General features: G+C 71.7%; 24 protein-coding genes and 1 pseudogene. 16 read left to right on the forward strand and 9 right to left on the reverse strand.

All coding sequences use genetic code 11. The features are described from left to right. Positions 1 to 1,185 (reverse strand): transposase (locus ABZ899_RS34335; RefSeq protein ID WP_361354205.1); only part of this gene is annotated, 1,185 nt, incomplete at its 3' end. A 14-nt stretch (positions 1,186 to 1,199) separates the two neighbouring features. Between ABZ899_RS34335 and ABZ899_RS34340 the strand changes: the two genes are divergently transcribed. The 6 genes and pseudogenes from ABZ899_RS34340 (at position 1,200) to ABZ899_RS34365 (ending at position 4,776) form a co-directional block, all read left to right on the forward strand. Beyond that, entirely contained in the window at positions 1,200 to 1,358 is a 159-nt protein-coding gene (locus tag ABZ899_RS34340; RefSeq protein WP_361350634.1) for an Arc family DNA-binding protein, read from the forward strand. Between the two features lie 216 nt (positions 1,359 to 1,574). Next, positions 1,575 to 2,181: pseudogene (locus ABZ899_RS34345) on the forward strand (molybdopterin-dependent oxidoreductase). 2 nt (positions 2,182 to 2,183) lie between these two features. Beyond that, entirely contained in the window at positions 2,184 to 2,894 is a 711-nt protein-coding gene (locus ABZ899_RS34350) for a ferredoxin reductase (protein WP_361354207.1), read from the forward strand. A gap of 38 nt (positions 2,895 to 2,932) precedes the next feature. Further along, entirely contained in the window at positions 2,933 to 3,208 is a 276-nt protein-coding gene (locus ABZ899_RS34355) for a DUF6510 family protein (RefSeq protein ID WP_361354210.1), read from the forward strand. A gap of 32 nt (positions 3,209 to 3,240) precedes the next feature. Next, positions 3,241 to 3,417 (forward strand): hypothetical protein, encoded by a 177-nt coding sequence (locus ABZ899_RS34360; RefSeq protein WP_361354213.1) that lies wholly within the window; start codon positions 3,241 to 3,243, stop codon positions 3,415 to 3,417. Positions 3,418 to 3,891: 474 nt separating this feature from the next. Next, positions 3,892 to 4,776, forward strand: coding sequence for an NAD-dependent protein deacetylase (locus ABZ899_RS34365; RefSeq protein WP_361354215.1), 885 nt, complete (start codon positions 3,892 to 3,894; stop codon positions 4,774 to 4,776). A gap of 27 nt (positions 4,777 to 4,803) precedes the next feature. Here the strand turns inward: ABZ899_RS34365 and ABZ899_RS34370 are convergent, their stop codons facing one another. The 4 genes from ABZ899_RS34370 to ABZ899_RS34385 all read right to left on the reverse strand — a co-directional run bounded on the left by ABZ899_RS34370 (position 4,804) and on the right by ABZ899_RS34385 (position 7,242). Next, positions 4,804 to 5,061 carry a hypothetical protein gene (locus ABZ899_RS34370; protein ID WP_361354218.1) on the reverse strand — a complete coding sequence of 86 codons (258 nt, stop codon included), beginning with the start codon at positions 5,059 to 5,061 and terminating at the stop codon, positions 4,804 to 4,806. 111 nt (positions 5,062 to 5,172) lie between these two features. Continuing rightward, a complete protein-coding gene (locus ABZ899_RS34375) occupies positions 5,173 to 6,003 on the reverse strand; it encodes a MerR family transcriptional regulator (RefSeq protein ID WP_361354221.1) in 831 nt (276 codons plus the stop codon). A gap of 46 nt (positions 6,004 to 6,049) precedes the next feature. Next, positions 6,050 to 6,472 (reverse strand): nuclear transport factor 2 family protein, encoded by a 423-nt coding sequence (locus ABZ899_RS34380; protein WP_361354224.1) that lies wholly within the window; start codon positions 6,470 to 6,472, stop codon positions 6,050 to 6,052. Next, positions 6,469 to 7,242 carry an SDR family oxidoreductase gene (locus ABZ899_RS34385; RefSeq protein ID WP_361354227.1) on the reverse strand — a complete coding sequence of 258 codons (774 nt, stop codon included), beginning with the start codon at positions 7,240 to 7,242 and terminating at the stop codon, positions 6,469 to 6,471. The genes ABZ899_RS34380 and ABZ899_RS34385 overlap by 4 nt, the downstream gene beginning before the upstream one ends. A gap of 123 nt (positions 7,243 to 7,365) precedes the next feature. On the opposite strand from ABZ899_RS34385, the gene ABZ899_RS34390 reads away from it, so the two are divergent. Continuing rightward, positions 7,366 to 7,935, forward strand: a complete 570-nt coding sequence (locus ABZ899_RS34390) for a DUF6328 family protein (RefSeq protein WP_361354230.1) — start codon at positions 7,366 to 7,368, stop codon at positions 7,933 to 7,935. An 88-nt stretch (positions 7,936 to 8,023) separates the two neighbouring features. On the opposite strand, the gene ABZ899_RS34395 is transcribed toward ABZ899_RS34390, so the two are convergent. Beyond that, positions 8,024 to 9,085, reverse strand: coding sequence for a LacI family DNA-binding transcriptional regulator (locus ABZ899_RS34395; RefSeq protein WP_361354233.1), 1,062 nt, complete (start codon positions 9,083 to 9,085; stop codon positions 8,024 to 8,026). Between the two features lie 301 nt (positions 9,086 to 9,386). Here ABZ899_RS34395 and ABZ899_RS34400 point away from each other — a divergent pair, with 301 nt between their 5' ends. The 4 genes from ABZ899_RS34400 to ABZ899_RS34415 all read left to right on the forward strand — a co-directional run bounded on the left by ABZ899_RS34400 (position 9,387) and on the right by ABZ899_RS34415 (position 14,251). Further along, complete coding sequence (locus ABZ899_RS34400) at positions 9,387 to 10,697, forward strand: extracellular solute-binding protein (protein ID WP_361354236.1); 1,311 nt, start codon at positions 9,387 to 9,389, stop codon at positions 10,695 to 10,697. Positions 10,698 to 10,783: 86 nt separating this feature from the next. Then, on the forward strand, positions 10,784 to 11,779 hold the full coding sequence (locus ABZ899_RS34405; RefSeq protein ID WP_361354239.1) for a sugar ABC transporter permease: 996 nt from the start codon (positions 10,784 to 10,786) through the stop codon (positions 11,777 to 11,779). Between the two features lie 12 nt (positions 11,780 to 11,791). Further along, entirely contained in the window at positions 11,792 to 12,715 is a 924-nt protein-coding gene (locus ABZ899_RS34410) for a carbohydrate ABC transporter permease (protein WP_361354242.1), read from the forward strand. A 96-nt stretch (positions 12,716 to 12,811) separates the two neighbouring features. After that, on the forward strand, positions 12,812 to 14,251 hold the full coding sequence (locus ABZ899_RS34415) for a GH1 family beta-glucosidase (RefSeq protein ID WP_361354244.1): 1,440 nt from the start codon (positions 12,812 to 12,814) through the stop codon (positions 14,249 to 14,251). Between the two features lie 184 nt (positions 14,252 to 14,435). On the opposite strand, the gene ABZ899_RS34420 is transcribed toward ABZ899_RS34415, so the two are convergent. After that, positions 14,436 to 15,458: a LacI family DNA-binding transcriptional regulator gene (locus ABZ899_RS34420; protein ID WP_361354247.1), complete on the reverse strand. Its 1,023-nt coding sequence runs from the start codon at positions 15,456 to 15,458 to the stop codon at positions 14,436 to 14,438. A 138-nt stretch (positions 15,459 to 15,596) separates the two neighbouring features. Between ABZ899_RS34420 and ABZ899_RS34425 the strand changes: the two genes are divergently transcribed. Genes ABZ899_RS34425 through ABZ899_RS34440 form a run of 4 tightly spaced genes read left to right on the forward strand, consistent with a single transcriptional unit; the run spans position 15,597 to position 21,058 of the window. After that, entirely contained in the window at positions 15,597 to 16,898 is a 1,302-nt protein-coding gene (locus tag ABZ899_RS34425) for an extracellular solute-binding protein (protein ID WP_361354250.1), read from the forward strand. Positions 16,899 to 16,908: 10 nt separating this feature from the next. After that, positions 16,909 to 17,865, forward strand: coding sequence for a sugar ABC transporter permease (locus tag ABZ899_RS34430; protein ID WP_361354253.1), 957 nt, complete (start codon positions 16,909 to 16,911; stop codon positions 17,863 to 17,865). Then, positions 17,862 to 18,680, forward strand: a complete 819-nt coding sequence (locus tag ABZ899_RS34435) for a carbohydrate ABC transporter permease (protein ID WP_361354256.1) — start codon at positions 17,862 to 17,864, stop codon at positions 18,678 to 18,680. Before ABZ899_RS34430 ends, ABZ899_RS34435 begins: the two co-directional genes overlap by 4 nt. Further along, a complete protein-coding gene (locus tag ABZ899_RS34440; RefSeq protein WP_361354259.1) occupies positions 18,677 to 21,058 on the forward strand; it encodes a glycoside hydrolase family 3 N-terminal domain-containing protein in 2,382 nt (793 codons plus the stop codon). Before ABZ899_RS34435 ends, ABZ899_RS34440 begins: the two co-directional genes overlap by 4 nt. 71 nt (positions 21,059 to 21,129) lie before the next feature. Here the strand turns inward: ABZ899_RS34440 and ABZ899_RS34445 are convergent, their stop codons facing one another. Next, positions 21,130 to 21,300 (reverse strand): hydrophobic protein, encoded by a 171-nt coding sequence (locus ABZ899_RS34445; protein ID WP_361354262.1) that lies wholly within the window; start codon positions 21,298 to 21,300, stop codon positions 21,130 to 21,132. Between the two features lie 684 nt (positions 21,301 to 21,984). Between ABZ899_RS34445 and ABZ899_RS34450 the strand changes: the two genes are divergently transcribed. Further along, positions 21,985 to 23,169, forward strand: coding sequence for a type III polyketide synthase (locus ABZ899_RS34450; RefSeq protein WP_361354266.1), 1,185 nt, complete (start codon positions 21,985 to 21,987; stop codon positions 23,167 to 23,169). A 12-nt stretch (positions 23,170 to 23,181) separates the two neighbouring features. Here ABZ899_RS34450 and ABZ899_RS34455 read toward each other — a convergent pair whose 3' ends face one another. Beyond that, entirely contained in the window at positions 23,182 to 25,338 is a 2,157-nt protein-coding gene (locus tag ABZ899_RS34455) for a SpoIIE family protein phosphatase (RefSeq protein ID WP_361354269.1), read from the reverse strand. Between the last annotated feature and the right edge of the window lie 136 nt (positions 25,339 to 25,474).

Consider the following 25,474-nt stretch of genomic DNA (forward strand, 5'->3'; position numbering starts at 1 on the left):
CTCGGCACCAGCCGGGTTGAGACCAGCCCGGACGAGCATCACGCGGGCGGAGTTCTTGTCCCTGGGGGACACGACTCCGCACGCGGTGCAGGTGTAGGTACGTTCCGAAAGAGGAAGTGCGTGCTTGGTTCTCGCTCCGCACGACGCGCAGTCCATGGTGGTATGTGCGGGATTGACGAGGCGGACGTCCCGCCCGTGCTTGCGACCCATCTCGATCAGGGCCGTCTTGGTGGCGCCGATCGCGGCGTCCGCCGCCTTGCGCGCCATCGTGGACTTGGCGAGGAACTTCGGCCGGAAGTCCTCGACGGCGATCGCGTCGTGGTCGCGGACCACGGACTTGGCCCATTTGCGGGCGGTGTCCTGCCGCTGCCGGGCGACCTTCTTGTGCAGCTTCGCGGCCCGCAGCTGCGCCTGCCGGTAGCCCCTGGACGCGGCCTGCCCGCGTGCGGCCTTGCGGCGGGCCATCATCCGCTGGTAGCGGGCGAGTTTGTGTGCGGCGTTCTTCCCATGCTGGGTGTGGGGGAGGTCGTGGGCGTCGGACGTGGTGGTCGCGGTCTCCTTGACGCCCCAGTCCACGCCGAGGACACGGCCCGTGGCCGGGAGCGGCTGGGCTTGGGTGGCGACGACGAACGACGCGTACCAGTGCCCGACGCTGTCGCGGTACACGCGCACCGAGGACGGTGCGCAGGGCAGGTCCCGCGACCACACCACCGTGAGCACGATCCCGCCCGCGAGGTGCAGACGTTTGTCCTTCAGCCGGAATCCCCGCGTGGTGTAGTTCAGCGTCGGCAGCGCCTCACGCTTCTTCTTCACCCTGGGCATGCCCGCGCGCTGGCGGGCCGGCAACCGCTTCTCGATGTCCTTCAGTGCCTTGGACCTCGCCTTGGCGAAGTCCCGGACGGCCTGCTGCTGCGGCACCGAAGCACCGTCGCGGAGCCACGACAATGTGGCGCGGGCTTCGGTCAGCATCTTGTCGAGCTGGGCCGGGCCGCACGTCAGCTTGTCGTCCGGGTGTGCGCGGTTGTGGGCGTGTATCTGCCGGGACTTGGCGACGCATTCGTTCCAGGTCCACCGGCAGCGGTCCCACTCGGCGAGCAGGGCGGTGCGGGCGGTCGACGACACGCGCAGTCGGTAGGTGTACCGAGCGTGCCCGGCAGCCTCCTGCTGCTTCCGTGGTGTCGTCATGGCATGATTTTAGCATGGACGATGAGAAGCGGATCTCTCTCCGCCTGCCTACGGAACTGCACGCACGCCTCGTTGAAGCGGCCCGCGCCGACCGGCGGTCCCTCAACTCCGAGATCCTGCATCTGCTTGAGGTCGCCCTCACCACCGTGGACGGCGACGACCAATCGCCCTGACGGCGATGGCTCCTTCCTCGCCCTGCTCCGCAGGGGTCCGATTCCTCCAGGCCTGAAGGCCGGGGCATCCTCGGAGGTATCAGGTGACGGAAGTCTGACGCCGCCCGTCCCGGACGGGGGCCGGCCGGCGAGTGGCCGACGGCGGCCGCCTGCCCAATAGTGTGAGGAACGGGTCCTTCGCGCGGGCTGACGTGTCACCGTTCAGGGAGACAAGTCGTGAGTTCATTTTCACCCGGATTCCACGGCCGCAGGCGTTCCACGTCGCCCACCGACCGCCTGCCGCCCGGGCAGTACCCGACGGAGTCGTTCCCGGTCCTCTCGGCGGGACCCACCCCCGCGGGTGCCCACGGAGGCCTGGACGTTCACGGTCACCACGGAGAGCGGCGAGGAACGCCGGTGGACGTGGGACGAGATGATGGCCCTCGCGCAGGAGGAGTCCGTGCACGACATCCACTGCGTGACCCGCTGAACGAAGTTCGACACCCGATGGCGCGGGGTCAGCCTCGACACGCTGCTCGAGGAGGTGGAGACCGCCGCCGAGTACGCCGTGGCCCACAGCTTCGGCGGATACACCACCGATCTGCCCCTGGAGGACCTCCTCGACGGCAAGGCGTGGCTCGTGCACGGCTACGACGACTACCCTCTCTCCCCCGAGCACGGCGGCCCGGCCCGTCTGCTGGTGCCGCACCTGTACTTCTGGAAGTCCGCGAAGTGGGTGCGCGGTCTGCGGCTGACGCACGACGACGAGCCGGGGTTCTGGGAGACCGCCGGCTACCACGACTACGGCGACCCCTGGCGGGAGCAGCGCCACTGGGGGGACTGACCATGCCCCTCCCCTGGCGCACGGCCCGGCTCGTCGGGCGTGAGGACCAGACGGCCACCGCCCGCACCCTGGTGTTCGATGCGCCGGGCTGGCCGGGGCACCTGGCCGGGCAGCACCTCGATGTGCGGCTCACCGCCGACGACGGCTATCAGGCGGCGCGCAGCTACTCGCTGGCCGCGCCGGCCGACGGCGACCGTGTGGAGCTGGGCGTGCAGCCCGTGTCCGGCGGTGAGGTGTCCCCCTATCTGGCGGACGATCTGCGGATCGGGGCGTCCGTGGAGGTGCGCGGCCCCCTCGGGAACTGGTTCGTGTGGCGGCCCGGGCAGGACGAGCCCGTCCTCCTGGTGGCAGGCGGCTCCGGGGTCGTCCCTCTGATGGCCATGGTCCGCGCCCACCGGCAGGCGGCCTCCGCGAGCCCGTTCCAGCTGGTCCACTCCGTGCGCGGCGAGCCCGACGTCTGGTATCGCGAGGAGCTCGGGCGCCCCGGTCCCGCCCTAGACGTCCGCTTCCTCTACACCCGGCAGGCTCCCTCCGGCGGCACCCGAGCCGCGGGGCGGCTCATGGCGGCCGATCTGGAGCCGGTGCTCGAGCGGCTCACGCCGGCCGGGACCGTCCACGTCTGCGGGCCCACCCGTTTCGTCGAGGCCGCCGCCGATCTGCTGACGTCGGTGGGGCAGGACCCCGCCACGATCCGTACCGAACGGTTCGGGTGAGCCCCGCTCCCCCGGCCGGCCGCGCCTGGAGGCACCACATGACAGAGCTCTCCCCGCATCTCGACGGCAACAGCCTGGCCGGACCGCTGTCGGACCTCTTCTCCGTCGATGTGACCCAGGCCTGGTGGCGCTGCCCGGACTGCGGCTCGACCGGCCCCCTGGCCGAGCTGCACGTGTACGGGCCGGACCCGGGTCTGACCGCGCGGTGCGCCCACTGCTCCCGGGTGGCGCTGCGCCTGGTCCGGCACGAGGAGGACACCTGGCTCACGCTGGGCGGCGCGGAGGGCGCCTTCCGCTTCCGCACCGCGCGGTAGGCACCGGGGCGGCCGGGGCCCCTGCCCGGCCGGTGGCACTGGTCCTCCGCTACGCCGTGGCGGGGACGTCCGTCGCGGGTGCGGTGGCCGCGGTGGCGTCCCAGGTTGTCCTGGAGTGCCTGCGCCTGCGCCTCGGCGGTGGCGAGGCGTGCGAGTCCGAGCCGAGCGGCAGGCGCAGCGGTCCCTCACCGGCCACCACGCGGTGGTGACGGCGGCGGCCCCCTGCCGGAGAACCAGCACGAGATCGTCGTCCGTGACGCGAGGGACCCGCCGTCCGGCCACCCGCCCAGCCGGTCGGCCCGACCATGCCCCACGGCCTGGTGCCCGCCCTTGTGGAGACCGCCTTCGGGATCGAGACGGCTTCCGGCGAGCCGCGGCTCGCGGCGCGACCTGTCCGGGGCTCCTGCTCGTCCCACCCGGCCGGCACCGGCGCTCCGGGCTGAAGACGCCCCGCCGCGACCGTGACGCCGTACGGCCGCCGGCCTCCGCGTGAACCGGGCCCACCGGATCTCGCGGGGACCGGCCACGGAGGGCCGCGCGGTCGCTCCCGCCCCGCTCGACGCGGACGAGCCGGCCAGGACCGGACCTCGGCTGGACGCCGGGCCGCCGTCCCGGGTGGGCGGGGAGCCCCTGCGGCGCCGGGGCACGGACCGTCGGGCGGCGCCGCTGCGTACTCTTGCGGCATGCGGATGCGCCCCACTCTCGTCTGGACGCCGGCCGAGGACTGGCCGGCCGGCACCACGGACCTCGAGCCGGTCGTCGACGCCCTGGACACGGGCGGGGTACTGGTGCTCAGCGGGGCGGGCATCTCCACCGAGTCCGGCATCCCCGACTACCGGGGCGAGGGCGGCAGCCTCAGCCGCCACACCCCGATGACGTACCAGGAGTTCACGTCCAGCGCCCCGGCCCGGCGCCGTTACTGGGCGCGCAGCCACCTCGGCTGGCGCACCTTCGGGCGGGCCCACCCCAACGCCGGCCACCGGGCCGTCGCCGCGTTCGGGCGGCACGGTCTGCTGAGGGGCGTGATCACCCAGAACGTCGACGGTCTGCACCAGGCCGCGGGCAGCGCGGACGTCGTGGAGCTGCACGGGAGCCTCCAGCGGGTGATCTGCCTGTCCTGCGGGACGTACAGCCCGCGCGCCGAACTCGCCCTCCGGCTCGAGGAGGCCAACGCGGGCTTCGACCCGGTGGCCGCCGCGATCAACCCGGACGGTGACGCCGACCTCACCGACGAGCAGGTCCGGGACTTCCAGGTCCTGCCCTGCACGCGCTGCGGCGGCGTCCTCAAGCCGGACGTGGTGTTCTTCGGCGAGAACGTGCCCCCGGCGCGGGTCGGGCACTGCCGCACGCTGGTCGACGAGGCGGCGTCGCTGCTGGTCCTGGGCTCCTCGCTGACGGTGATGTCCGGGCTGCGGTTCGTACGGCGGGCCGCCGAGGCGGGCAAGCCGGTCCTGATCGTCAACCGGGACCCGACCCGCGGCGACCGGCACGCCGTCACCCGGGTCGCACTCCCCCTGGGCCCGGCCCTCACCTCCGTGGCCGCTCGCCTGGACGTCCAGGTCGTCTGAGTCGGGGCGGCGGGCTCCCCTCGGCTGCTACGCGCGGTTCCGCTCGGCCAGTTCCTCGGCGTAGTTGTACGCCGCGGCGCTGCCCTGCCTGCCGGGCGAGAGCTTCACGACCGCCTTGTCGGTCTTCGGGTTCCCGCTCAGATACGCCTCGGTGAGGACGTACGGCAGTCCGTCCACGCTGAAGCGGATGCTGCCGTCGGGGTAGGCGCTGACGCGGATCCGCCGGCCGTCGGGAAGCTCGATCGGCTCGGCCACGAAGTGCGCTCCAAGGGGCTGTTCGGCCATGAGGGCCTCCTGGTCGTACCGGCTCGGTGGGAGCCGACAGTACCGGCCGGACGGGCACCCCGCGCCCGGTTCGGCGAGGCGCTCGCGGGCGAGGTCGCGGTATCCGTCCGGTCAGTCGGGGTCGACCAGCCAGGCGACCAGGGTGCGCCAGTGCTCGGGCTCGTCGGTGTCCCGTGGGCCCACCAGGTAGACCTCCTCGATGAGGCTCTGGGTGCGCAGTCCGTTGCGGGCGGCGTAGGAGCCGAGGGCGCTGTAGGTCAGGTCGAGGTCGTCGTGGGGCCCCGCGTGGGTGGCGACGACCGCGCTGCGCGGGGGCAGCCGGAGTTCACGGACGGTGGCCGGCGCGTCCGCGGGCAGCGGCAGCTCGGCGGGCGCGTAGACCGTGGCGTGGCCGTGGCCTTCCGTGAACAGCTCGTGCGCGTACCGGCCGCCCGGCGGCAGCACCGGGCGCCGGCCGGCCGCCGCGTCCAGGTCCCGCATGGCCGCGTCGTACCAGCTCAGGTCGGCGCCCGGCGGGACGTCGAGGGACACGGCGAACACCTGCTGCGGCGGCAGGTCGTCCCGGCTCACCGTGCGTTCGGCCTCCGGGTCGAGGAGTTCGCGCAGCGCCTCGACCGCCCGCTGGGTCCGGCCGAGCCGGTCCTCCAGCCGGCGCAGGTGGGCCGACACCACCTGCTGTGCCGTCTCGTGCCCGGCCGCGCTCGCGCCGGCGGACTCGGCGCGCAGGAAGCGCCGCAGGTCCGCCAGTGGGAGGTCGAGATCGCGGAATCGCCGGATGGTCAGCGCGGGCCGCACCTGCTCGGGCGCGTAGTACCGGTAGCCCGTGACCGGGTCGACCTCCGCCGGGACGAGCAGGTCCTGTTCGTGGTAGCGGCGCAGGGCACGGATGCTCACATGCGTGATGCGCGAGAACTCGCCGATCGTCAGTCTGTCGCCGCCCACGGGTCCTCCTCGTCCTCGGCGTCGTCCCCCGGCACGGGTGCCGGTGTCAGGGTGTGATCTCCAGCCGGGTGATCCTGCCCTGCTCGTCGCGTTCGAAGGTGAAGCACAGGGTGGCCGGGCTGCCGGGGAAGTCACCGGCGACCTCGGTGAGGGCCCGGAAGGCCGCCGGTGTGCCGGTGACCTCGCGCAGGTCGTAGCGGACCGGCGGGACCTCGTCCCGCCAGCGCCGCACCGCGGCGAGCCCTTCGTGGCTGCGCCCCTCGTCGTGGACGACGGCCCTCGCGCCGAACAGCGAGAGGTGCCGCTCCTGGTCAGGGCCCTTCGCGGCCGCGAAGTACGTCTCCACGAATTCCCGTGGTTCTTGCACCGTGCCGTCCGCGCCGTGCGGGGGCGGGGTGTCGTCGTTCGGGGTGTTCGCCGTGGTCTCGTGTCTCCTCCTCTGCGGGTCGCTGTGCTCGGCGGGCGTCACAGGGCGCGGACGGTGCCGCCGTCCACGGCGTACTCGGTGCCGGCGACCGCTGCGGCGCGGTCCGAGGCCAGGAAGGCGATGACCTCGGCGACCTCCTCCGGTTCCGCGGGCCGCCCCAGCGGGATGCCGCCCAGTGACCGCATCAGCTCCTCCAGCGCCGCCTCCCGGCTCAGACCGCTCTCCCGCATGTGCCGGGCCAGGAACCGCTCGGCGGCGTCGGTGCGGATGAAGCCGGGGGCCACCGAGTTGACCCGTACGCCGCTCGGGGCGACCTCGTTCGCCAGGCCCTTGCTGTAGGCGGCCAGGGCCGCCTTCGCGGACGCGTACGCCAGGGTCGACTCGTACAGCGGCATCCGGCGCTGGATCGAGGTCACGTGCACCACGGCGCCCGAGCCGCGGTCCGCCATCGCGGGCACCAGGGCCCGGTCCAGGCGCACCGAGGAGAGCAGGTTGAGCGCCAGTTCCTCCGCCCAGTGTTTCTCGGTGAGCGCCGTGAAGCCACCGGCCGGGGAGCTGGAGCCGCCCACGACGTGGATGAGGACGTCCGGCACCCCGATCCGCTCCACGGCCTGGGCGGCGGCGGAGGCGGCGCCTTCCTCGGTGCTCAGATCGGCCGCTACGAAGAGCGGGTCCGGGGTTTCGGGTGCCGTGCGGGCCATCGTGACGACCCGCGCGCCGGCCTCCCGCAGCCGGTGCGCCGTCGCCCGTCCGGTGCCCTGGGTCCCGCCCGTCACCACGGCGGTGCGTCCGTCGAATTCGTTGCTGTTCATGACCCCAGCGTGGACCCTCTCCCAGGGAGAGACTCAAATCCGCGCGGCCGGCAGCAGAAAGGCTCCCACCTGCATGAAGACGCGCGCGTGGGGCAAAAGGACTCCCTGACCAGGGGAGGATGCATGACAATCACCGAGCGGTCCGTCGAGCCCGGATCCACCGACGGCCCCGGCCGCGGAGGGCACGACAGCCCGCCTGCGACGCCTGGCACCGATGCGCCCGAGACGGCGCAGGAGCGGGTCAACCGCCGCTGGAACGAGGTCCTGCAGGAGACGCGCGTCGCCCAGACCGGGGTGCAGATCCTCTTCGGCTTCCTGCTCAGCGTGGCGTTCACCCCCCTGTTCCGGGAGCTGGGGACGCTGGACCGCGGCATCTACGTCGCGACCGTGGTGCTCGGCGCGTCGGCCACCGGATCGCTGATAGCGCCCGTGTCCATCCACCGCTTCCTGTCCGGTCAGCGCATGAAGGACGAGATGGTGGAGGCCGCGGGGCGTCTGATGATGTGCGGCATGGTCCTGCTGGCGCTGACCATCGGCTGCACGCTCCTGCTGATCCTCCGCTTCGTCGTGCCGGGCGTGCTGGCGGAGATACTCGTGGGCGGCGTCATGCTGTGGTTCGGCCTGTGCTGGTACGTACTGCCGCTGCACCTGCGCCGCCGCGCCGAGCGCCGCTCCCGTACGCAGGACGCCTAGGCCGTGTGCGGCAAGCCCCGCCTGCGGTCCGGACACCGGACGGCAGGCGGGGCTCGACGGACACGGCCTACGGGCTGACGGGAAGCCGTCACCGCCCGCCGTCGCCGGCGCCGTCCGTCCTGTCGTCGGAAGACCCCCCGGACGACTCCCGCACGACCAGCTCCGTCGGCAGCATCAACTGCTGCCGGGCGGCGCCCGGTTCGGTGATCTCGGAGAGGATGCGGACCATCGCGCCGCCCAGTTCCTCCACCGGCTGACGGACCGTGGTCAGCGGCGGGTCGGTCCAGCGGGCGTGCGGGGAGTCCTCGAAGCCGACGACCGCCACGTCGTCCGGCACCTTCCGCTTCTGACGGCGCAGTTCCTCCAGGGCGCCGATCGCCATGAGGTCGGAGGCCGCGAAGACGGCGTCGAGATCGGGGGCTCGTTCAAGAAGCGAACGCATCGCCCGGGATCCGCTCTCCCAGCTGAAGTCGCCCACCTCGACGAGGTCCTGGCGGACGGGCACACCGGCCTCCTCGTGCGCTGTCCGCCAGCCCTCCAGGCGGCTGCGGCCGACGTCCATGTCCAGCGGGCCGGCGATCGTGGCCACCTTTTTCCGGCCACTGCCGAGGAGGTGGCGGACCGCCTGTGTCGCACCGCCGGTGTTGTCCGCGTGCACGTAGCTCAGCGCCTCGTCGGCGTCGCGGCGGCCGGCCAGGACCGTGGGCAGGCCCATCTCCTCCAGCATGGCGGGCAGCGGGTCGTCGGAGTGCACGGACACCAGCAGGACACCGTCGACGCGGCGGGTCGCCACCGACTCGGTCAGCTGCTCCCGCTCCGCCTGGTCCCGGACGAGCATCAGCTGGAGCTGGATGCGGCTGTCGGCGAGGGCCTGGCTGACGCCCCTGATGAGGGCGGCGAAGAAGGGCTCCGAACCGAGCCGGCTCGCGGACTCGGGGATGACGAGCGCCACCGCGTCGGTCCGGCTGGTCACCAGACCGCGGGCGACGGAGTTCGGCACGTAGTTGAGCTCCTTGATCGCCGCGAGGACCCTGGAGCGCGCCTCGGCGCTGACCAGTTCCGAGCCGTTCACGACGCGGGACACCGTCGTCCGCCCCACACCGGCACGGGCGGCGACCGTCTTGATGGTCGGACGGCGGTTCCCAGCCATGCGCTCCCCTCCCTGCATCCGCGGCAGTCTCCTGTCGCGTAGGTGACCAGCGCCAATTCTGGCAGACGGCAGGGCCTCGGAGGGGGCCCGCCCAGCATGCGACAGGAACGCAAATCGCGCGGGAGGGCCGTTCGTTGCGTTCAAGTCATTGACAGACGAGCTCGCTGCGGCGAGTCTGCCATCCATCGCTGGGAACGTGCCCACCCAGAGTTGGGCACGTTCCCACCACTCGCCGGAGCCGCTGCGGTCATCGTTTTCGTGTCCGTCCGACACGTCTGCGCAGGCCGTTGGGAGGAGAACCATGAGCAGTCTCGGATCGTTGCGCGGAAAGAGGCTGGCGGCAGCAGCTGCGGCCGTCAGCGCGCTGGCCCTCGTCGCTGGATGCAGCAGCGGCGACGACTCGGTCACGGGCGGCGGCAAGAAGAACGGCAAGGTCACCATCACCATGGGCCTGTTCGGCGTCATGGGCCTGAAGGAGACCGGCCTGCTCGAGCAGTACGAGAAGGAGAACCCCGACGTCACGATCAAGGCGGAGATCGCCGGTGACGAGCAGACCTACTACACCGCGCTGCAGACCAGGCTCGCCGGCGGCAAGGGCCTGAAGGACATCCAGGGCATCGAGATCGGCCGGGCCAAGGAGATCACGCAGACCCAGGCCGACAAGTTCGCGGACTTCTCCGACGTGGCGGGCACCGACCACTTCCTGCCGTGGAAGGAGTCCCAGATCAGCACCGAGGACGGCAAGGTGCTGGGCCTGGGCACCGACATCGGCCCGATGGCCGTCTGTTACCGCAAGGACTACTTCGAGAAGGCCGGCCTGCCCACCGACCGCGAGGACGTCGGCAAGCTCTGGGCGGGCGACTGGAGCAAGTACGTCGAGGTGGGGCGCACCTTCAAGAAGGACTTCAAGGGCGGCAAGGTCGCCTACATGGACTCCTCCAGCGGCCTGTTCAACGCCATGGTCTACGGCCACCCGGAGCAGTACTACAACGAGAAGGGCGACCTGATCTACGAGACGAACCCGGTCGTCCAGGACGCCTGGAAGCTCTCCGCCGACGCCGCCGAGGGCGGGCTGACGGCCAAGCTCCGCCAGTTCCAGCCGGGTTGGGATCCCGGTCTGGCCAACGGCACGTTCGCGACGGCCGTGTGCCCCGCGTGGATGCTCAGCCACATCAGTGAGAAGGCCGGCGACGCCAACAAGGGCAAGTGGGACGTCGCCCGGGCTCCCAAGGGCGCCAACTGGGGCGGTTCCTTCCTCGGTGTGATCGAGCAGAGCCCGGTGAAGGAGGAGGCCAAGAAGCTGGTGGCCTGGCTGACGGCGCCGGAGCAGCAGGCCCACATCTTCAAGGAGATAGGCAACATCCCCTCCTCCAAGGAGGCCCTGGAGAACCCCGACGTGAAGAACGCCAAGTCGGAGTACTTCAGCAACGCGCCGATCGGCGAGATCTTCGGCGCCGCCGCGCAGGAGATCCCGGACAAGCAGGTCCTCGGCCGCAAGGACGGCACCATCAAGGACACCTTCTCCCAGGGCCTGGCCCTGATCGAGCAGGGCACCGAGCGTGACGAGGCGTGGGAGACCACCACGGGGCGCATCGAGAAGGCCGTCGGCTGACCCGGTGCCCCGCAGCCTCCCGGGCCCGCGCGCTCGCCGCGGGCCCGGGAACCGGCTGACCCACCCCCTCTCAGGAAGGAAGTCCGGTGGCCACCTCCACCACCAAGGCCCTGGCCGGCGAGGAGCCGCCGGCCCCGCCCGGCCCCACGGGCGACGGCTCGTCCACCCGGCGGCGCGGCTCCCTGCTGCACCGGCTGGACGTCAAGGGCGCGCCGTACGCGTTCGTCGCGCCGTTCTTCGTGGTCTTCGCGGCGTTCAGCTTCTACCCGCTCGTCTACACCTCGTGGATCTCCCTGCACCACGTGGAGCTGGCCACGCTCGACGTGCGGGAGTGGGTGGGCCTCGACAACTACACCGAGCTGTGGAAGGACGAGCGCTTCTGGAACGCGCTCACGAACACGATCACCATCGGTGTCCTCTCGACGGTGCCGCAGTTGCTGATGGCGCTCGGTCTGGCGCACCTGCTCAACTACCGGATGCGCGCCTCGCTGTTCTTCCGGGTCGCGTCCCTCGTCCCGTACGCCACGTCGGTCGCCGCCGCCGCGCTCGTCTTCACCATGATCTACGAACGTGACTTCGGCATGATCAACTGGGCGCTCGGCTCGGTGGGCATCGACCCGCTGGACTGGGAGGCCGAGAAGTGGCCCTCGCAGTTCGCGATCTCCACCATCGTCATCTGGCGCTGGACCGGGTACAACGCACTGCTCTACCTGGCGGCGATGCAGGCCATCCCCGCCGAACGCTACGAGGCGGCGTCCATCGACGGCGCCTCCCGCTGGAAGCAGTTCACGAACGTCACCGTGCCCGGGATCCGTTCCACGATCGTCTTCACGATCGTGCTGTCCACGATCGGCGCCACCCAGCTCTTCGGTGAGCCGCTGATCTTCGGCCAGGGCCCCAACGGTGTGACCGGCGGTGCCGACAACCAGTACCAGACGCTGGGTCTGCTGCTGTACGAGGAGGGCTGGAAGAACTACCAGATGGGCCGCTCGGCGACCGTCGCCTGGGCGATGTTCCTGCTGCTCGTCCTCGCCTTCGCCGTGCAGCGCCTGATCAAGCGCCTGCGGGCCCGTTCGTCCTGACCTGGAGCCCACATGACCACTCAGAGCCTCCCGGTCCGGACGGACACCCCGGCCCGGACCCCCGTACCGCCGACCGGCCGCGGCGTCCGCCGACGGCTGCTGCGCATGCGCGCCGGCCGACAGCACCACGCGGGACCGCTCGCCTACGTCCTGCTCGCCGTCATGGCGATCCTGTCGATCTTCCCGCTGTACTGGACGATGGTGGCGGCGTCGACGGACAACACCCGGGTCAGCCAGACCCCGCCGCCGTTCCTGCCCGGCCCCAACCTGTTCAGCAATCTCGCCCGCGCGTGGGACGAGGCGGCCATGGGCAAGGCCATGATCAACAGCCTGATCGTGGCCGGGGTGATCGCCCTGTCCACGGTGATGTTCGCGACGCTGGCCGGATTCGCCTTCGCCAAGCTGCGGTTCAAGGGCCGCAACATCCTGCTGATGCTGGTGATCGGCACGATGATGGTGCCGCCGCAGCTCGGTGTCGTCCCGCTGTTCATGATGATGTCCGAGCTGGGCTGGTCGCAGCAGCTGCCCGCCGTCATCTTCCCGACGCTGGTCAGCGCGGTCGGTGTGTTCTTCATGCGCCAGTACCTGTCGGAGGCGCTGCCGGACGAGCTGGTCGAGGCCGGACGCGTCGACGGGGCGCACTCGCTGCGCATCTTCTGGAGCATCGTGCTCCCGGTGGCGCGGCCCGCCATGGCCGTCCTGTTCATGATCACGTTCGTGCACGCGTGGAACGACTTCTTCTGGCCGTTCGTGGTCCTCGACATGACCAACCCGACGGTTCCGGTCGCCCTCACCCAGCTCAGCGCGGGCTACGTCCGCGACCAGTCGCTGATCATGGCGGGCGCGCTGCTCGGCACGCTCCCGCTGCTGGCGATGTTCATCGTCTTCGGACGGCAGATCGTCAGCGGCATCATGGCCGGCGCCGTCAAGGGCTGACCCCCCGCACCCCGGCCCGGCCGCACCCCGCCGGGCCCGCTCATCCGTGTCGGCCCTTCGCGCCACGCGAACGGCCCCACTTCTGAAAGGACTTACGTGGTCACCGCTGCACAGCAGAGCGAGTCCGGCATCGACGGCACCCGCACCTTCCCCGCGGGCTTCCTCTGGGGCTCCGCGACCGCCTCGTACCAGATCGAGGGGGCGGCCGCCGAGGACGGGCGCACTCCGTCGATCTGGGACACCTACGCCAGGACGCCGGGACGGGTCCGCAACGGCGACACCGGTGACATCGCCACCGACCACTACCACCGCTGGCGCGAGGACGTCGCACTCATGGCCGAACTCGGCCTGGGCGCCTACCGGTTCTCCCTGGCCTGGCCCCGGATACAGCCCACCGGGCGCGGTCCGGCCGTGCAGAAGGGGCTGGACTTCTACCGGCGTCTGGTCGACGAGCTGCTCGAGAAGGGCATCCAGCCCGTCGCGACCCTCTACCACTGGGACCTGCCGCAGGAGCTGGAGGACGCCGGCGGCTGGCCGGAGCGCGCCACCGCCGAGCGCTTCGCCGAGTACGCGGCCCTCGCCGCCGACGCCCTCGGTGACCGGGTGAAGACCTGGACCACCCTCAACGAGCCCTGGTGCAGCGCCTTCCTGGGCTACGGCTCCGGGGTGCACGCCCCCGGCCGCACCGACCCGGTGGCCGCGCTGCGCGCCGCGCACCACCTCAACCTGGCCCACGGCCTCGCCGTCCAGGCGGTGCGCGACCGGACGCCGACCGGCACGCAGTGCTCCGTCACGCTGAACATCCACCACGTCCGCCCGCTGACCACGCGGGAGGCCGACGTGGACGCGGCGCGCCGCATCGACGCCCTCGCCAACCGGGTCTTCACCGGCCCGATGCTCCAGGGCGCCTATCCGGAGGACCTGTTCAAGGACACCGCGAGCCTGACCGACTGGTCCTTCGTGGCCGACGGGGACCTGGAGCGGATCCACCAGCCGCTGGACTTCCTCGGCGTCAACTACTACACGCCCACGCTGGTCTCCGAGACGGACGGCAGCGGCACCCACAACTCCGACGGGCACGGCAACAGCCCGCACAGCCCGTGGCCGGCCGCCGACAGGGTCTCCTTCCACCAACCGCCCGGCCCCACCACCGCCATGGGCTGGGCCGTCGACGCCACCGGGCTGTACGACCTGCTGCGCCGGCTGTCGGACGACTTCCCGCGCACGCCCCTGGTCATCACCGAGAACGGCGCGGCGTTCGACGACTACGCCGACCCGGAGGGGCAGGTCAACGACCCGGCCAGGATCGCGTACGTCCACGACCACCTGGCCGCCGTCCACCGGGCCATCGCGGACGGCGCCGACGTCCGGGGGTACTTCCTGTGGTCCCTGCTGGACAACTTCGAGTGGGCGCACGGCTACAGCAAGCGTTTCGGAGCGGTCTACGTGGACTACCCGACCAGCACGCGGATCCCGAAGGCCAGCGCCCGCTGGTACGCCGAGGTGGCCCGGACGGGTGTCCTGCCCGGCGCCTGACGGGAATCCGCGGCGGGGAACCTCCCCGCCGCCCGCCGGGTCCGCCCCCGCGCCTAGGAGGGGACGGGGGCGGACCCGGCTCCGGGCGGTCCGCGCGTGGGCGCGGCCCCTCCCGCCTGCGTACGACCCACAGCACGGGTGGCCTGCGGCTCCCGCCGACCGGAGCCGTCGCGCCGGTCGTGCGTCAGCTCCTCCGCGGCGGGGCCGTGCTCTGACGCACCACCAAGTGGGTGGCCAGTTCGATGCGCTGGGCCGCGGCGCCGGGGGCGTCGGGGCGGAGCAGCATGCGGGCGGCCTCCTCGGCCATGGTCCGCAGCGGCTGGTGGACCGTGGTGAGCGGCGGGCTCGACCACTGCGCGAGCGGCACGTCGTCGTAGCCGACCACCGACAGGTCCTCGGGCACGCGCAGTCCCCTGACCCGGGCCGCCTCCAGGACGCCGAGTGCCTGGAGGTCGCTGCCCGCGAAGACGGCCGTGGGGCGGTCGGGTCCCTCCAGCAGGTCCATGGCGTGCTCGTAGCCGCCCTGCACATGGAAGTCGCCGAAGCGCATCAGCCGCGGGTCGCACTCCAGGCCCGCCATCGACATCGCCGAGCGGTAGCCGTCCAGGCGGGCCAGCGAGCACAGCATGTCCTCGGGCCCGGTGACGATCGCGATGCGCTCGTGCCCGAGGTCCGTGAGGTGGCGGGTGGCGGCCAGGCCGCCCGACCAGTTCGCGGAGCCGACCGAGGGCACGTCCGGGTCCGGGTCGCCCGCCGGGTCGACGATGACGATCGGGATGGCCGCCGCCCTGAGCCGTCGTTTGACGTCCTCCCGCAGGGTCGAGAAGACCAGTACCACGCCGATCGGCCGGCGTTGCAGCACACCGGGCAGCCAGTCGGGGCCGGGGGTGTGCCGGGTGCCGCTCTCCGTGAGCGCCACGGTCGCCCGGTTGTCCCGGGCGACGTTCTCCACCCCCCTGATCAGCTCCATCGCCCAGACGCTCTCCAGTTCGTGGAAGACGAGCTCGATGAGCGGGGAGCGCGACGCCGCCTGGGCCCGCCGGCGGTAGCCGTGGACCTCCAGCAGATGCTCCACCTTGGCGCGGGTGGTGCGGGAGACGTCCGAGCGTCCGTTGAGCACCTTCGAAACTGTCGGCATGGAGACACCGGCTTCTTTCGCTACCGCCGCCAATGTGACTCTGCCGCTCACCTCTTCGTCTTCGTGCATGAACGCAGGATAGGTCACGGCCGATCGGTAACGGTTCGGTCGAGTAGCGACTCGACCGTTGACCGGATGTGGGCTCTGACCTACTGTCCCACCGCATGGACTTTCGGCGATGATGCCGAAACTTTCGAAAGGCGAACGATGAAGACACGTGCGCGCTTGCCCAGACTGGTCGCCTGCGGTGCGACGCTCACCCTCGCGCTGACCCTCTCGGCCTGCGGCGACGGCGACGGGGGCTCGGGGTCCGACGGCAAGATCCATGTCCTGGTCTACGGGGACGCCACCAACAAGGTCGAGAAGCAGCTCGTCGAGAAGTTCAACAAGACGTCCGACGTCAAGGTCGTCCTCGACACCATCCCCGGTGCGGACTACCAGAAGAAGCTGCAGACGATCATCAACACCCCGCAGGCCCCGGACGTCTTCTTCAACTGGGGCGGCGGCAGCATCAAGCCGTTCGTCAAGGCCGGTCTCCTGCTGCCGCTCGACGACTTCATCAAGAAGAACCCGGAGCTGGAGAACAAGTTCCTGCCGTCCGTGTTCAACAACGCGGTGGTCGACGGCAAGCCGTACGGCGTCCCGATGCGCGGCACCCAGCCCGTCCTGCTCTTCCACAACAAGAAGGTCCTCGACGAAGCGGGCGTGCAGCCGCCGAAGACCTGGGACGAACTCCTCGACGCCGTCGGCAAGCTGAAGGACAAGGGCGTCACCCCGATCGCGCTCGGCGGCGGCGACGTCTGGCCGACCCAGATGTGGTTCCAGTACCTCTACGACCGCGTGGCCGGCCCCGAGCTGTTCGCGAAGGCCGTCGGCGGCGACAAGAGCGCCTGGGAGAGCCCGGACAGCAGGAAGGCACTGGACATGATCAGGGAACTGGTCGACGCCGGGGCCTTCGGCAAGAACTACGACTCCGTGAAGTACACCAACGCCGGCTCCGTCCAGCTCGTCGCCTCCGGCAAGGCCGGCTTCGAGCTGATGGGCTCCTGGTACTACTCCCAGCAGCTCACCGACCACCCGGAGTTCGCCGAGAAGAGCCTCGGCTACACCGCCTTCCCGACCGTCGCCGGCGGCAAGGGCGACCCGAAGAACGTGGCCGGCAACACCAACAACTACTACTCGGTCATGAAGAAGACCAAGCACCCCGAGGCCGTCGCCGAGTTCCTGAAGCTCATGTACTCCGACGACTTCGTCAAGGCGCAGTTGGACCTCGGCAACCTGCCGACGACCACCAACACCAAGGACTTCCTCGACCAGGCCGCCGACCCGAAGTACTCCCGCTTCCAGTACGACCTGGTCGCCGACGCCCCCTCCTTCCAGCTGTCCTGGGACCAGGCGTACCCGCAGAAGGCCAGCTCGGACATGTACAAGGCCATCCAGCAGTTCTTCAACGGACAGCTCGACACGGACGGCTTCATCAAGGCCATGCAGGCCCTCCCGACCGACTGACGAACGGCTCATGACCACACAGATCACGAGCGCCCGGCCCGCCGCCGGACCCCGCAAGGGGCCCCGGCGGCGGCCGCCCGCCTCGTCCGCGACGAAGGTGGGCCGCCCGAGCTTCGCCTGGGCGCTGCCCGCCGCAGTGTTCTTCGCCCTCTTCGCGATCACCCCGCTCGTCATGGTGGCGGTGCTGTCCTTCATGACCTGGGACGGCCTCGGCTCCCCCCAGTTCGTCGGCATGGACAACTGGTCGCGTCTGATGGACGACCCGGTGATGCTCGACAGCATCTGGCTGACCCTGCTCCTGACCGTGCTCGGCGTCGTCATCCAGACACCGCTGAGCGTCGTCCTCGGAGTCTGGGCCGCCGGCAACCAGCGCAACCGCGCGGTGCTCTCGGTCATCTACTTCATTCCGCTGCTGCTGTCCGCCACCGCCGTCTCCGTGCTCTGGCGGGCGCTGCTCGACCCGAACTTCGGCATCCCGGCCGAGGCCACCTGGCTGTTCGGGGACGGCAACCTGTTCGGTGAACAGGCCACCGCCATCGGGGTCCTGGCGTTCGTCGCCACCTGGCAGTTCACCCCGTTCCACACCCTGATCTACCAGGGCGCCGCCCGGGCCGTCCCGGAGGTGCTCTACCAGGCCGCGGAGATCGACGGGGCAGGCCGCTACCGGCAGTTCTTCCACATCACGCTGCCGCAGCTGCGCAACTCGATGATCACCTCGATGATCCTCATGATCGTGGGCGGGCTGACCACCTTCGAGACGGTGCTGATCCTCACCCAGGGCGGCCCCGGCACCGACACCACCATCAGCGCCTACTACATGTACGACAAGGCGTTCAAGGGCTTCGACTTCGGCACCGGCTCCGCCATCGCCCTGGCCCTGGTGGTCGCGGCCACGATCATCTCGCTGATCGTCGTGCGGGTGTCCGGCTACGACAAGATGCGCAGCACCATGGAGGGTGTGTCATGAGGCGCCGCCCCAACTACCTGGCCGGCGCCGGCTCGCTCTTCTGGCTGTTCGTCGTCGGCCTGCCCCTGTACGTGATGCTCGCCGCGACGGTGCGCACCCGGCAGGACTACGCCGAGAACGGCCCGGTCTCGATACCCGACAGCTTCACCCTGGACAACTACGCCGGCGCCTTCGACTCGGGCTTCGGCCGGTACTTCCTCAACACGCTCGTCGTCACGGGCTGTGTGATCGGCATCGTGCTGCTGCTGGTCCCGCCGCTCGCCTACGCGATCGTCCGCAGCCGGGGCCGGACCACGTCGGCGATCTTCCGGCTGTTCCTGCTCGGCCTCGCCATCCCGGCCCAGGCCGTCATCGTGCCGATGTTCTACCTCATCAGCGAGGCCGGGCTCTACGACAACCTGCTGGGCGTCATCCTGCCCACGGCGGCGTTCTGCCTGCCGATGTCGGCGCTCATCCTCAGCGGCGCGATGCGGGACATCTCCCCGGAGCTGTACGAGGCCATGGCCATGGACGGGGCGAGCCCGCTGCGCATGTTCTTCCAGCTGGTGCTGCCGCTGTCCCGGGGCGGGCTGTCCACCATCGTCGTGTTCTCCGCGCTCCAGGCGTGGAACGGATTCCTGTTCCCGCTCGTCCTGACCCAGTCCGACTCCACCAAGGTCGTCACGCTGGGCCTCTACAACTTCCAGACCGAACACGGCATCGACATCCCCGGTCTGCTGGGAGCCGTGGTGCTGTCCATGGTGCCCATCCTGCTCGTCTACCTGTTCGCCCGTCGCGCCCTCGTCCGGGGCCTGATGGGTGTCGGAGGAAAGTGAACACCGACGTGGCCGTAGAGACCACCCCCGAGACCCCCCTCTGGAACGACCCCGCCCAGCCCGTCGCCGCCCGCGTCGACGCGCTGATCGGCGCCATGACCCTGCAGGAGAAGATCGCCCAGCTGTACGGCGTGTGGGTCGGCGCCTCCGACCAGGGCGGCGAAGTGGCCCCGCACCAGCACGACATGGAGGAGGCCGTCGACCTCGACGCCCTGCTCCCCGCCGGTCTGGGCCAGCTCACCCGCCCCTTCGGCACGGTGCCGGTCGACCCCGCCCTCGGCGCGCTGTCGCTGATGCGCACGCAGGCCCGGATCGCCTCCGCGAACCGCTTCGGCATTCCCGCGCTCGCCCATGAGGAGTGTCTGGCCGGCTTCGCGGCCTGGGGCGCCACCGCCTACCCCGTCCCGCTGTCCTGGGGGGCCACGTTCGACCCCGCACTGATCCGCTCGATGGCCGGGGCCATCGGCCGGGACATGCGGTCGGTCGGCGTCCACCAGGGCCTGGCACCCGTCCTGGACGTGGTGCGCGACGCGCGCTGGGGCCGCGTCGAGGAGACCATCGGCGAGGACCCCTATCTCGTCGGCACCATCGGCACCGCCTATGTGAGCGGCCTGGAGTCGGCCGGCATCGTCGCCACCCTCAAGCACTTCGTCGGCTACTCCGCCTCCCGTGCCGGACGCAACCTCGCGCCCACCTCCGTGGGCCCCCGCGAACGCGCCGACGTGCTGCTGCCGCCGTTCGAGATGGCGATCCGCGAGGGCGGCGCCCGCTCGGTGATGCACGCCTACACCGACACCGACGGTGTGCCCTCCGCCGCGGACGAGGCGCTTCTCACCGGACTGCTCCGCGACACCTGGGACTTCGGCGGCACCGTCGTCGCGGACTACTTCGGCATCGCCTTCCTGAAGACGCTGCACGGTGTCGCCGGTGACTTCGGGGACGCCGCCGGCACCGCCCTGAAGGCCGGCGTCGACGTCGAACTGCCCACCGTCAAGACGTTCGGGGCGCCCCTCGTCGAAGCCGTCACCGAGGGCCGCGTACCCGAGGAGGCCGTCGACCGCGCCCTGCGCCGCGTCCTCACCCAGAAGGCCCACCTCGGCCTGCTCGACCCGGACTGGAGCCCCGTGCCGCCCGCGCTCGACGGCGCCGACCTGGACGACACCGAGGCGCTGCGCGGCAGGATCGACCTGGACCGCACCGCGAACCGGGAGCTGGCCCGGCGGATCGCCGAGCAGGCGGTCGTCCTGCTCGCCAACGACGGCACCCTGCCCCTGACCCGCCCCCGCCGCATCGCCCTCGTCGGCCCCAACGCGACCGAGGCCACCGCGGTCCTCGGCTGCTACTCCTTCCCGCTGCACGTCGGCGTGCAGCACCCGGAGGTCCCCGTCGGCCTCGAACTGCCCACCCTGCGGGAGACCTTGACGGCCGAGTTCCCGGACGCGGAGATCACCGCCGTCCGCGGCACCGGCGTCGACGACGGGGACCTCTCCGGCATCGGCGCGGCGGTCGACGCGGCCCGCGACGCCGACGTCGTCGTCGCCGTCCTCGGCGACCGCGCCGGCCTGTTCGGGCGCGGGACGAGCGGTGAGGGCTGCGACGCCGAGTCGCTGGCGCTGCCCGGCGCCCAGCAGCGGCTGCTCGACGCGCTGCTCGACTCCGGCACACCGGTCGTCACCGTCCTGCTCGCCGGGCGGCCGTACGCCCTCGGCCGGGCCGTCGCCGAGTCCGCGGCGATCGTCCAGTCGTTCTTTCCGGGCGAGGAGGGCACCCATGCGATCGCCGGGGTGCTCAGCGGCCGCGTCAACCCCTCCGGGCGGCTCCCGGTCAGCGTGCCGCGCGGCCCGGGCGCTCAGCCGTCCACGTACCTCGGCGCACGGCTCGCCCAGGCCAGCGAGGTCTCCAACATCGACCCGACCCCGGCGTTCGGCTTCGGCCACGGCCTGTCGTACACCACGTTCGCGTGGGGCGATCTCACGGTCGGCACCGGACAGGCGCCCACGGACGGCGAGTTCACCCTGGCCCTGACGGTCCGTAACACCGGTGACCGCGCGGGCGCCGAGGTGGTCCAGCTCTACCTGCACGACCCGGTCGCCTCCGTCGTCCAGCCCGTCCAGCGCCTCGTCGGCTACACCCGCGTGCCGTTGGAGGCGGGCGAGGCGCGCCGCGTCCAGGTCACCGTCCCGGCGGACGTCGCCTCCTTCACCGGGCGCGACGGACACCGCGTCGTGGAGCCCGGCGCGCTGGAGCTCCGCCTGGCCGCGTCCAGCAGCGACACCCGGCTGACGGCGACGGTCACCCTGACCGGCCCCGCACGCCGGGTGGACCACACCCGGCGCTTCCACGCGGTCCTCTCCCAGGACCCCGCGGAACAGGTCTGAGCCTCACCGGGAGCGCACAGCGAAGGGCCCGGCCGGAGCCGGGCCCTTCGCTGTAGAGGTGGTGTGCTAGGTCACCATCGGTACCAGCGGCCGCGTCCGCCACCTGACGTGGTGGAGCGCATGACGAAGCCGAGCAGCCACAGGACCAGCACGATGATCGCGATCCACCACAGGGCCTTGACGGCGAAGCCCGCACCGAACAGGACGAGGGCGAGAAGCAGGACAAGAAGCAGGGGAACCATAGTTATCAACCTCCTGACCGTCGATTGCCCTGCGATCCTCAATCCATACACCGAGGATGCCTTGTTTATGCAGGAGAAGCTGGGGCACACGGTGACGTTGCTCAACGGCGGGCAATGAGTGTCGTCCCATACCAGATTTTACAAGAACAGCACCACCCTCGCACCCGGAGACCGCCTTGCCGATGGCCGCCGGGCTCGCCGGACCGGGCCCAGGTGACACCGCTCCGGTGATCACGGGCAGGACCGGACCCCGCCTTCCGGGGCGCGGCCGGCTTCGACCTCGAACCGATCGGCCACCGCCCGCTCGACGGCCGCAGCCAGGCACTCACCCACCGGCCGACCCCGCATCCCTGATCCCCCCCGCACCTCGACATGCCCCGGACCCCGGAGGGTTCGGGGCACTTCTGCGTTCCGGATACGACAGCCGCCCCGCCTGACGCCCGGTCAGTTCGCCGCTCCTGTGCGCGGTGTCACAGACTTCACCCGGCATCCAAGTTGCCCACATCACAGCGGAAATGCCCGAAATAGCCCAAGCTCGACCAGGACACAGAGGTCCGAACTGGGCCTTGTCGGCGTCGATTTGGATACGCCCACACAAGTGACCCAGACCACAGCGCTGGTGAAGGACGCCCCGCGCCCGCCGCAGACACGTACGCCCCCGCTTCCCCCAAGAGAGGTGCCACCATGCCCGCGTTCCTGTGCCCCCCGGCCGTGATCCACGGCGAACACAGCGTGAAGACCAGCGAGATCGTGGCCGAGGTCCACGACCGGCATCCCGACGCGGCCTGGGCCCCGCGCGCCGAGAGCATCGCCGCCGGCACGGGGATCGAGGCCCGCGGCTGGATGCTGCCGCTCCAGTCCGCCGTAGCCCCCGGCCGGGGGAACGGTCTCCCGGCCGCCGGTGCCGGCGCGGCACGTGCCGCACTGGCCCGCGACGGGTTCACCGAGCAGGACGCGGACCGGGTGATCGCCGCCCTGGAGGCCATACCCGCGCCGCAGACCGTCCAGGAGCGCACCGCGCCCGCCTGGGAGGCCGTGCAGGCGTACGGCGAGCGCGCGGCGCGCGGCGCCCTCCAGATCGCCGGGCTCGACGCCTCGGACGTCGACTGCGTGATCACCAGCAACTCCACCACTCCGGCCCTGCCGGGTCTCGACGTCTCCCTCGCCAACCGGCTCCCGCTGCGCCAGGACGTGCTGCTGCTCCCCGCCACCCAGTGGGCCTGCATCGCCGGGACCCGCTCGCTGGCCCTGGCCGCGGACCTCGTGGCCGCCGACCCCGACCGGGTGGTCCTCGTCGTGATCTCGGAGGCGCTGAGCACCACCTACCAGCCCGCGGACGACACCCTGGAGTCGCTGATCGTCCGGCTGCTGTTCGCGGACACCGCGGTCGCCGCCGTCGTCACCGGCCGCCCGAGGCCCGAGTCGGTCCTGCGGCTGGACTCCGCCTGGAACCACACCCTGCCCGGCACCCAGGACCTGCACCGCCTGGACACCCGCGCGGACGGCACGCACTTCGTGATGGACCGGCGCGGCCCGCGCGCCGTTCAGGAGACGGTAACCGCCATGTGGCGGTGGCTCCAGGAGCGGTACGGCGAGCACCCCGAGGCCTGGCACCCCGACGTGCTGCTCGCGCACCCCGGCGGGACGCGGGTGCTGGAGTACATGGAGCAGACGATGCCCGAGGCGTGGCCGTCGGGACTGCTGAAGTACAGCCGGGACAGCTACACGTCCGGCAACCGCGGAGGCGCCGCCGTGTTCGACATCATGCGCCGGGCGCACGACGCCGGGCAGGCGGCGGGCAGCCGCGCGGTCCTGTACGCGGCGGCGCCCGGTCTCACGGCCACCGCGCTGGAAGGCGAATGGCTCTAGACCCTGCCCGCCTCACCGCCCGACCGACGCCCAGACCACCTTGCCGTCGTCCGTCCAGCGCACGCCCCACCGGGTGGTGAGCCCGTGCACGACGTGCAGACCGCGGCCGCCGTCCCCGAGGAGGTCCATGCGGCCCAGCCGCGGCCTGCCGTTGCCGGTGTCCCCCACCTCGCACAGCAGCTGCCCGTGGCCGGTCCTGATCAGCCGTACCGTGAGGGGGCCGCGGGCGAAGCGGACCGCGTTGGCGACCAGCTCGCCGACCACCAGCAGCACGCTGTCCCGGGTGTCCTCCCGGGTCCCCCACCGCTCCAGCAGCCCGGTGACCAGCGCCCGTGCCCGGGCCGGGGCGTCGCCTCGGGCGGGCAGCCGCCAGGTCGCCGTGTCCTCCTTGCGGTAGCCGATCATGCGGGCGAGCAACAGGGTGACGTCGTCGCGCAGGTGCGAGGGCGCCAGCGAGGCGACGACCCGCCGCGCCGCCTCCTCCAGGCCGTCCCAGGGGTGCACGGCGGACACCGCGTCGGACAGCCGGCCGATGCCCTCGTCGATCGACGTCGCGGGGTCCTCCACCAGTCCGTCGGTGTAGAGCGCCAGCATCGAGCCGGGGGGCACGGCGAACGTGTACACGTCGAACGGCTCGCGCAGCGCGAACTCGGCGCCCAGCCCGGGGTGCGGGCGTACCGCGACCGGTCCCGCACTCCCGTCCGGGGTCACCAGGACCGGGGGCAGGTGCCCGGCGCTGGCCATCTCCACCCGGTGACTGACGGGGTCGTACACGGCGATGCAGCAGGTCGAGCCCAGGGCGCTGTAGCCGGCCGCAAGGCCGGACTCCGCGTCGTCCAGCAGCGACACCGTCTCGTCCAGGTGCTCCAGCACCTCGCCGGGCGCGAGCCCCGCGGACAGCAGCGCGCGGGCCTCCATGCTGAGCTGGCCCATGGTCGCCGCCGCTCCCAGGCCGTGCCCGACGACGTCCCCGACGACCATCGCGGTGCGGCCGTCGGGCAGCGGGAAGCTGTTGACCCAGTCCCCGCCGACGCCGGCGCTGTCCGGGGTGGCGGGCTGGTAGACGCTGGCGGTCTCGATGGTGTCGCCCGCGGACCGGGGCAGCAGGCGGCGCTGCAGGGCCAGGACCTGGGTGTGCTCGCGCTGGTGCTGCCGGGCCAGGTCGACGTGGTGGGCGGTGCGGGCCACCAGTTCCTGCAGGTCGAACAGCTCGCTGTCCTCGAAGGGGCGGTCCGCGCGCCGCCAGACCTCCGCGACGCCCAGGACGACGGGCGGCTCGTCGTCCAGTACCAGGGGTACGCACGCCACACAGGCCGCCTGGTCGCCGGGGACGAGGGCCCGGGCGAGGCGCGGACTGCCGAGCACCTGCTCGATGGCCGCCCGGTCGGGCAGGACGACGGCCTGCGCGAGGTCGTCCCGCCGGATCGCGTGGGCCAGCAGGCGGCTCGCGTCGCCGGGAAGGTCGTCGCCGGGCGTGACGTAGCCGTCGGGCCACGCCCGGTCGGGGACGAGGGCGGCACGGCGCAGCCGGATGCGTCCCTGCGGGCGTCCGGTGACCACCTCGCCGGTCCACACGGCGAAGTCGAGGTCGACGGCGGCCACGTCGCCCCAGGCCAGCAGCGACTCCGCCAGCGACTGCGCGGTCTCGCCGATGTCCAGCGAGGTGCCGATCGCGGTCTCGGCGGCGTACAGGTGCAGCCGCCTCGCCATGGCGATCAGGGAGACCGTCAGGCCGTCCTGGGGCGGGGCGGCGGCCAGGATGCTCATGGAGACGACCAGTTCGGAGCCGTCGCGGCGGCGCAGCCGCTGCACCCGGGCGACGTGCGGCTCCCCGGTGTCGAGGACCTGCCGCAGCCTGCGGGTCACCGTGGGGACGTCCCAGGGCGGCAGGAGATCGACGAAGGAGCTCCCGGGGACCGCGTCGACCCCCTCGAAGACGGGGGCGTCCAGGTTGGAGTCGGTGATCCTCAGGTCCCGGTCCAGGTTGACGGCGCCGAGTATCTGCTCCGGCCGGCCCGCCCCCCGCCGGGGCCGCTCGCGCTGCCCGTTCTCGCCGCGCGGCGCTCCGGGCCCGGGCTCCTCCTCGTCCCCGCGCGGGATGTACTCCCCCAGCGCACCGCTGACCATGTCGCACGGTGACGCAGACGACGGGGGAGGCGTGGAGTCCATGCCGTTCTCTCAGCTCGCTCGCCGGCCACGGCACCGCGCCGGGGCCGTACCGGAACCAGGGTGACGGGATCCCGAGATCTCTCGCCGCACATCTCATTCAATAACACGCGGCTGCGCTTCGCCCACGGCAGCGGGC

The sequence above is a fragment of the Streptomyces sp. NPDC046859 genome (assembly GCF_040645135.1).
GTDB lineage: Bacteria > Actinomycetota > Actinomycetes > Streptomycetales > Streptomycetaceae > Streptomyces.

Excerpts from the sequence above, each read along its gene's own strand:
- ABZ899_RS34395 (WP_361354233.1), bottom strand. The coding sequence starts at position 9,085 with ATGGCTGGGAACCGCCGTCCGACCATCAAGACGGTCGCCGCCCGTGCC.
- ABZ899_RS34410 (WP_361354242.1), top strand. The coding sequence starts at position 11,792 with ATGACCACTCAGAGCCTCCCGGTCCGGACGGACACCCCGGCCCGGACC.
- ABZ899_RS34390 (WP_361354230.1), top strand. The coding sequence starts at position 7,366 with ATGACAATCACCGAGCGGTCCGTCGAGCCCGGATCCACCGACGGCCCC.
- ABZ899_RS34370 (WP_361354218.1), bottom strand. The coding sequence starts at position 5,061 with ATGGCCGAACAGCCCCTTGGAGCGCACTTCGTGGCCGAGCCGATCGAG.
- ABZ899_RS34400 (WP_361354236.1), top strand. The coding sequence starts at position 9,387 with ATGAGCAGTCTCGGATCGTTGCGCGGAAAGAGGCTGGCGGCAGCAGCT.
- ABZ899_RS34450 (WP_361354266.1), top strand. The coding sequence starts at position 21,985 with ATGCCCGCGTTCCTGTGCCCCCCGGCCGTGATCCACGGCGAACACAGC.
- ABZ899_RS34445 (WP_361354262.1), bottom strand. The coding sequence starts at position 21,300 with ATGGTTCCCCTGCTTCTTGTCCTGCTTCTCGCCCTCGTCCTGTTCGGT.
- ABZ899_RS34420 (WP_361354247.1), bottom strand. The coding sequence starts at position 15,458 with ATGCACGAAGACGAAGAGGTGAGCGGCAGAGTCACATTGGCGGCGGTA.
- ABZ899_RS34355 (WP_361354210.1), top strand. The coding sequence starts at position 2,933 with ATGACAGAGCTCTCCCCGCATCTCGACGGCAACAGCCTGGCCGGACCG.
- ABZ899_RS34430 (WP_361354253.1), top strand. The coding sequence starts at position 16,909 with ATGACCACACAGATCACGAGCGCCCGGCCCGCCGCCGGACCCCGCAAG.
- ABZ899_RS34435 (WP_361354256.1), top strand. The coding sequence starts at position 17,862 with ATGAGGCGCCGCCCCAACTACCTGGCCGGCGCCGGCTCGCTCTTCTGG.
- ABZ899_RS34340 (WP_361350634.1), top strand. The coding sequence starts at position 1,200 with ATGGACGATGAGAAGCGGATCTCTCTCCGCCTGCCTACGGAACTGCAC.
- ABZ899_RS34455 (WP_361354269.1), bottom strand. The coding sequence starts at position 25,338 with ATGGACTCCACGCCTCCCCCGTCGTCTGCGTCACCGTGCGACATGGTC.
- ABZ899_RS34350 (WP_361354207.1), top strand. The coding sequence starts at position 2,184 with ATGCCCCTCCCCTGGCGCACGGCCCGGCTCGTCGGGCGTGAGGACCAG.
- ABZ899_RS34365 (WP_361354215.1), top strand. The coding sequence starts at position 3,892 with ATGCGGATGCGCCCCACTCTCGTCTGGACGCCGGCCGAGGACTGGCCG.
- ABZ899_RS34425 (WP_361354250.1), top strand. The coding sequence starts at position 15,597 with ATGAAGACACGTGCGCGCTTGCCCAGACTGGTCGCCTGCGGTGCGACG.
- ABZ899_RS34385 (WP_361354227.1), bottom strand. The coding sequence starts at position 7,242 with ATGAACAGCAACGAATTCGACGGACGCACCGCCGTGGTGACGGGCGGG.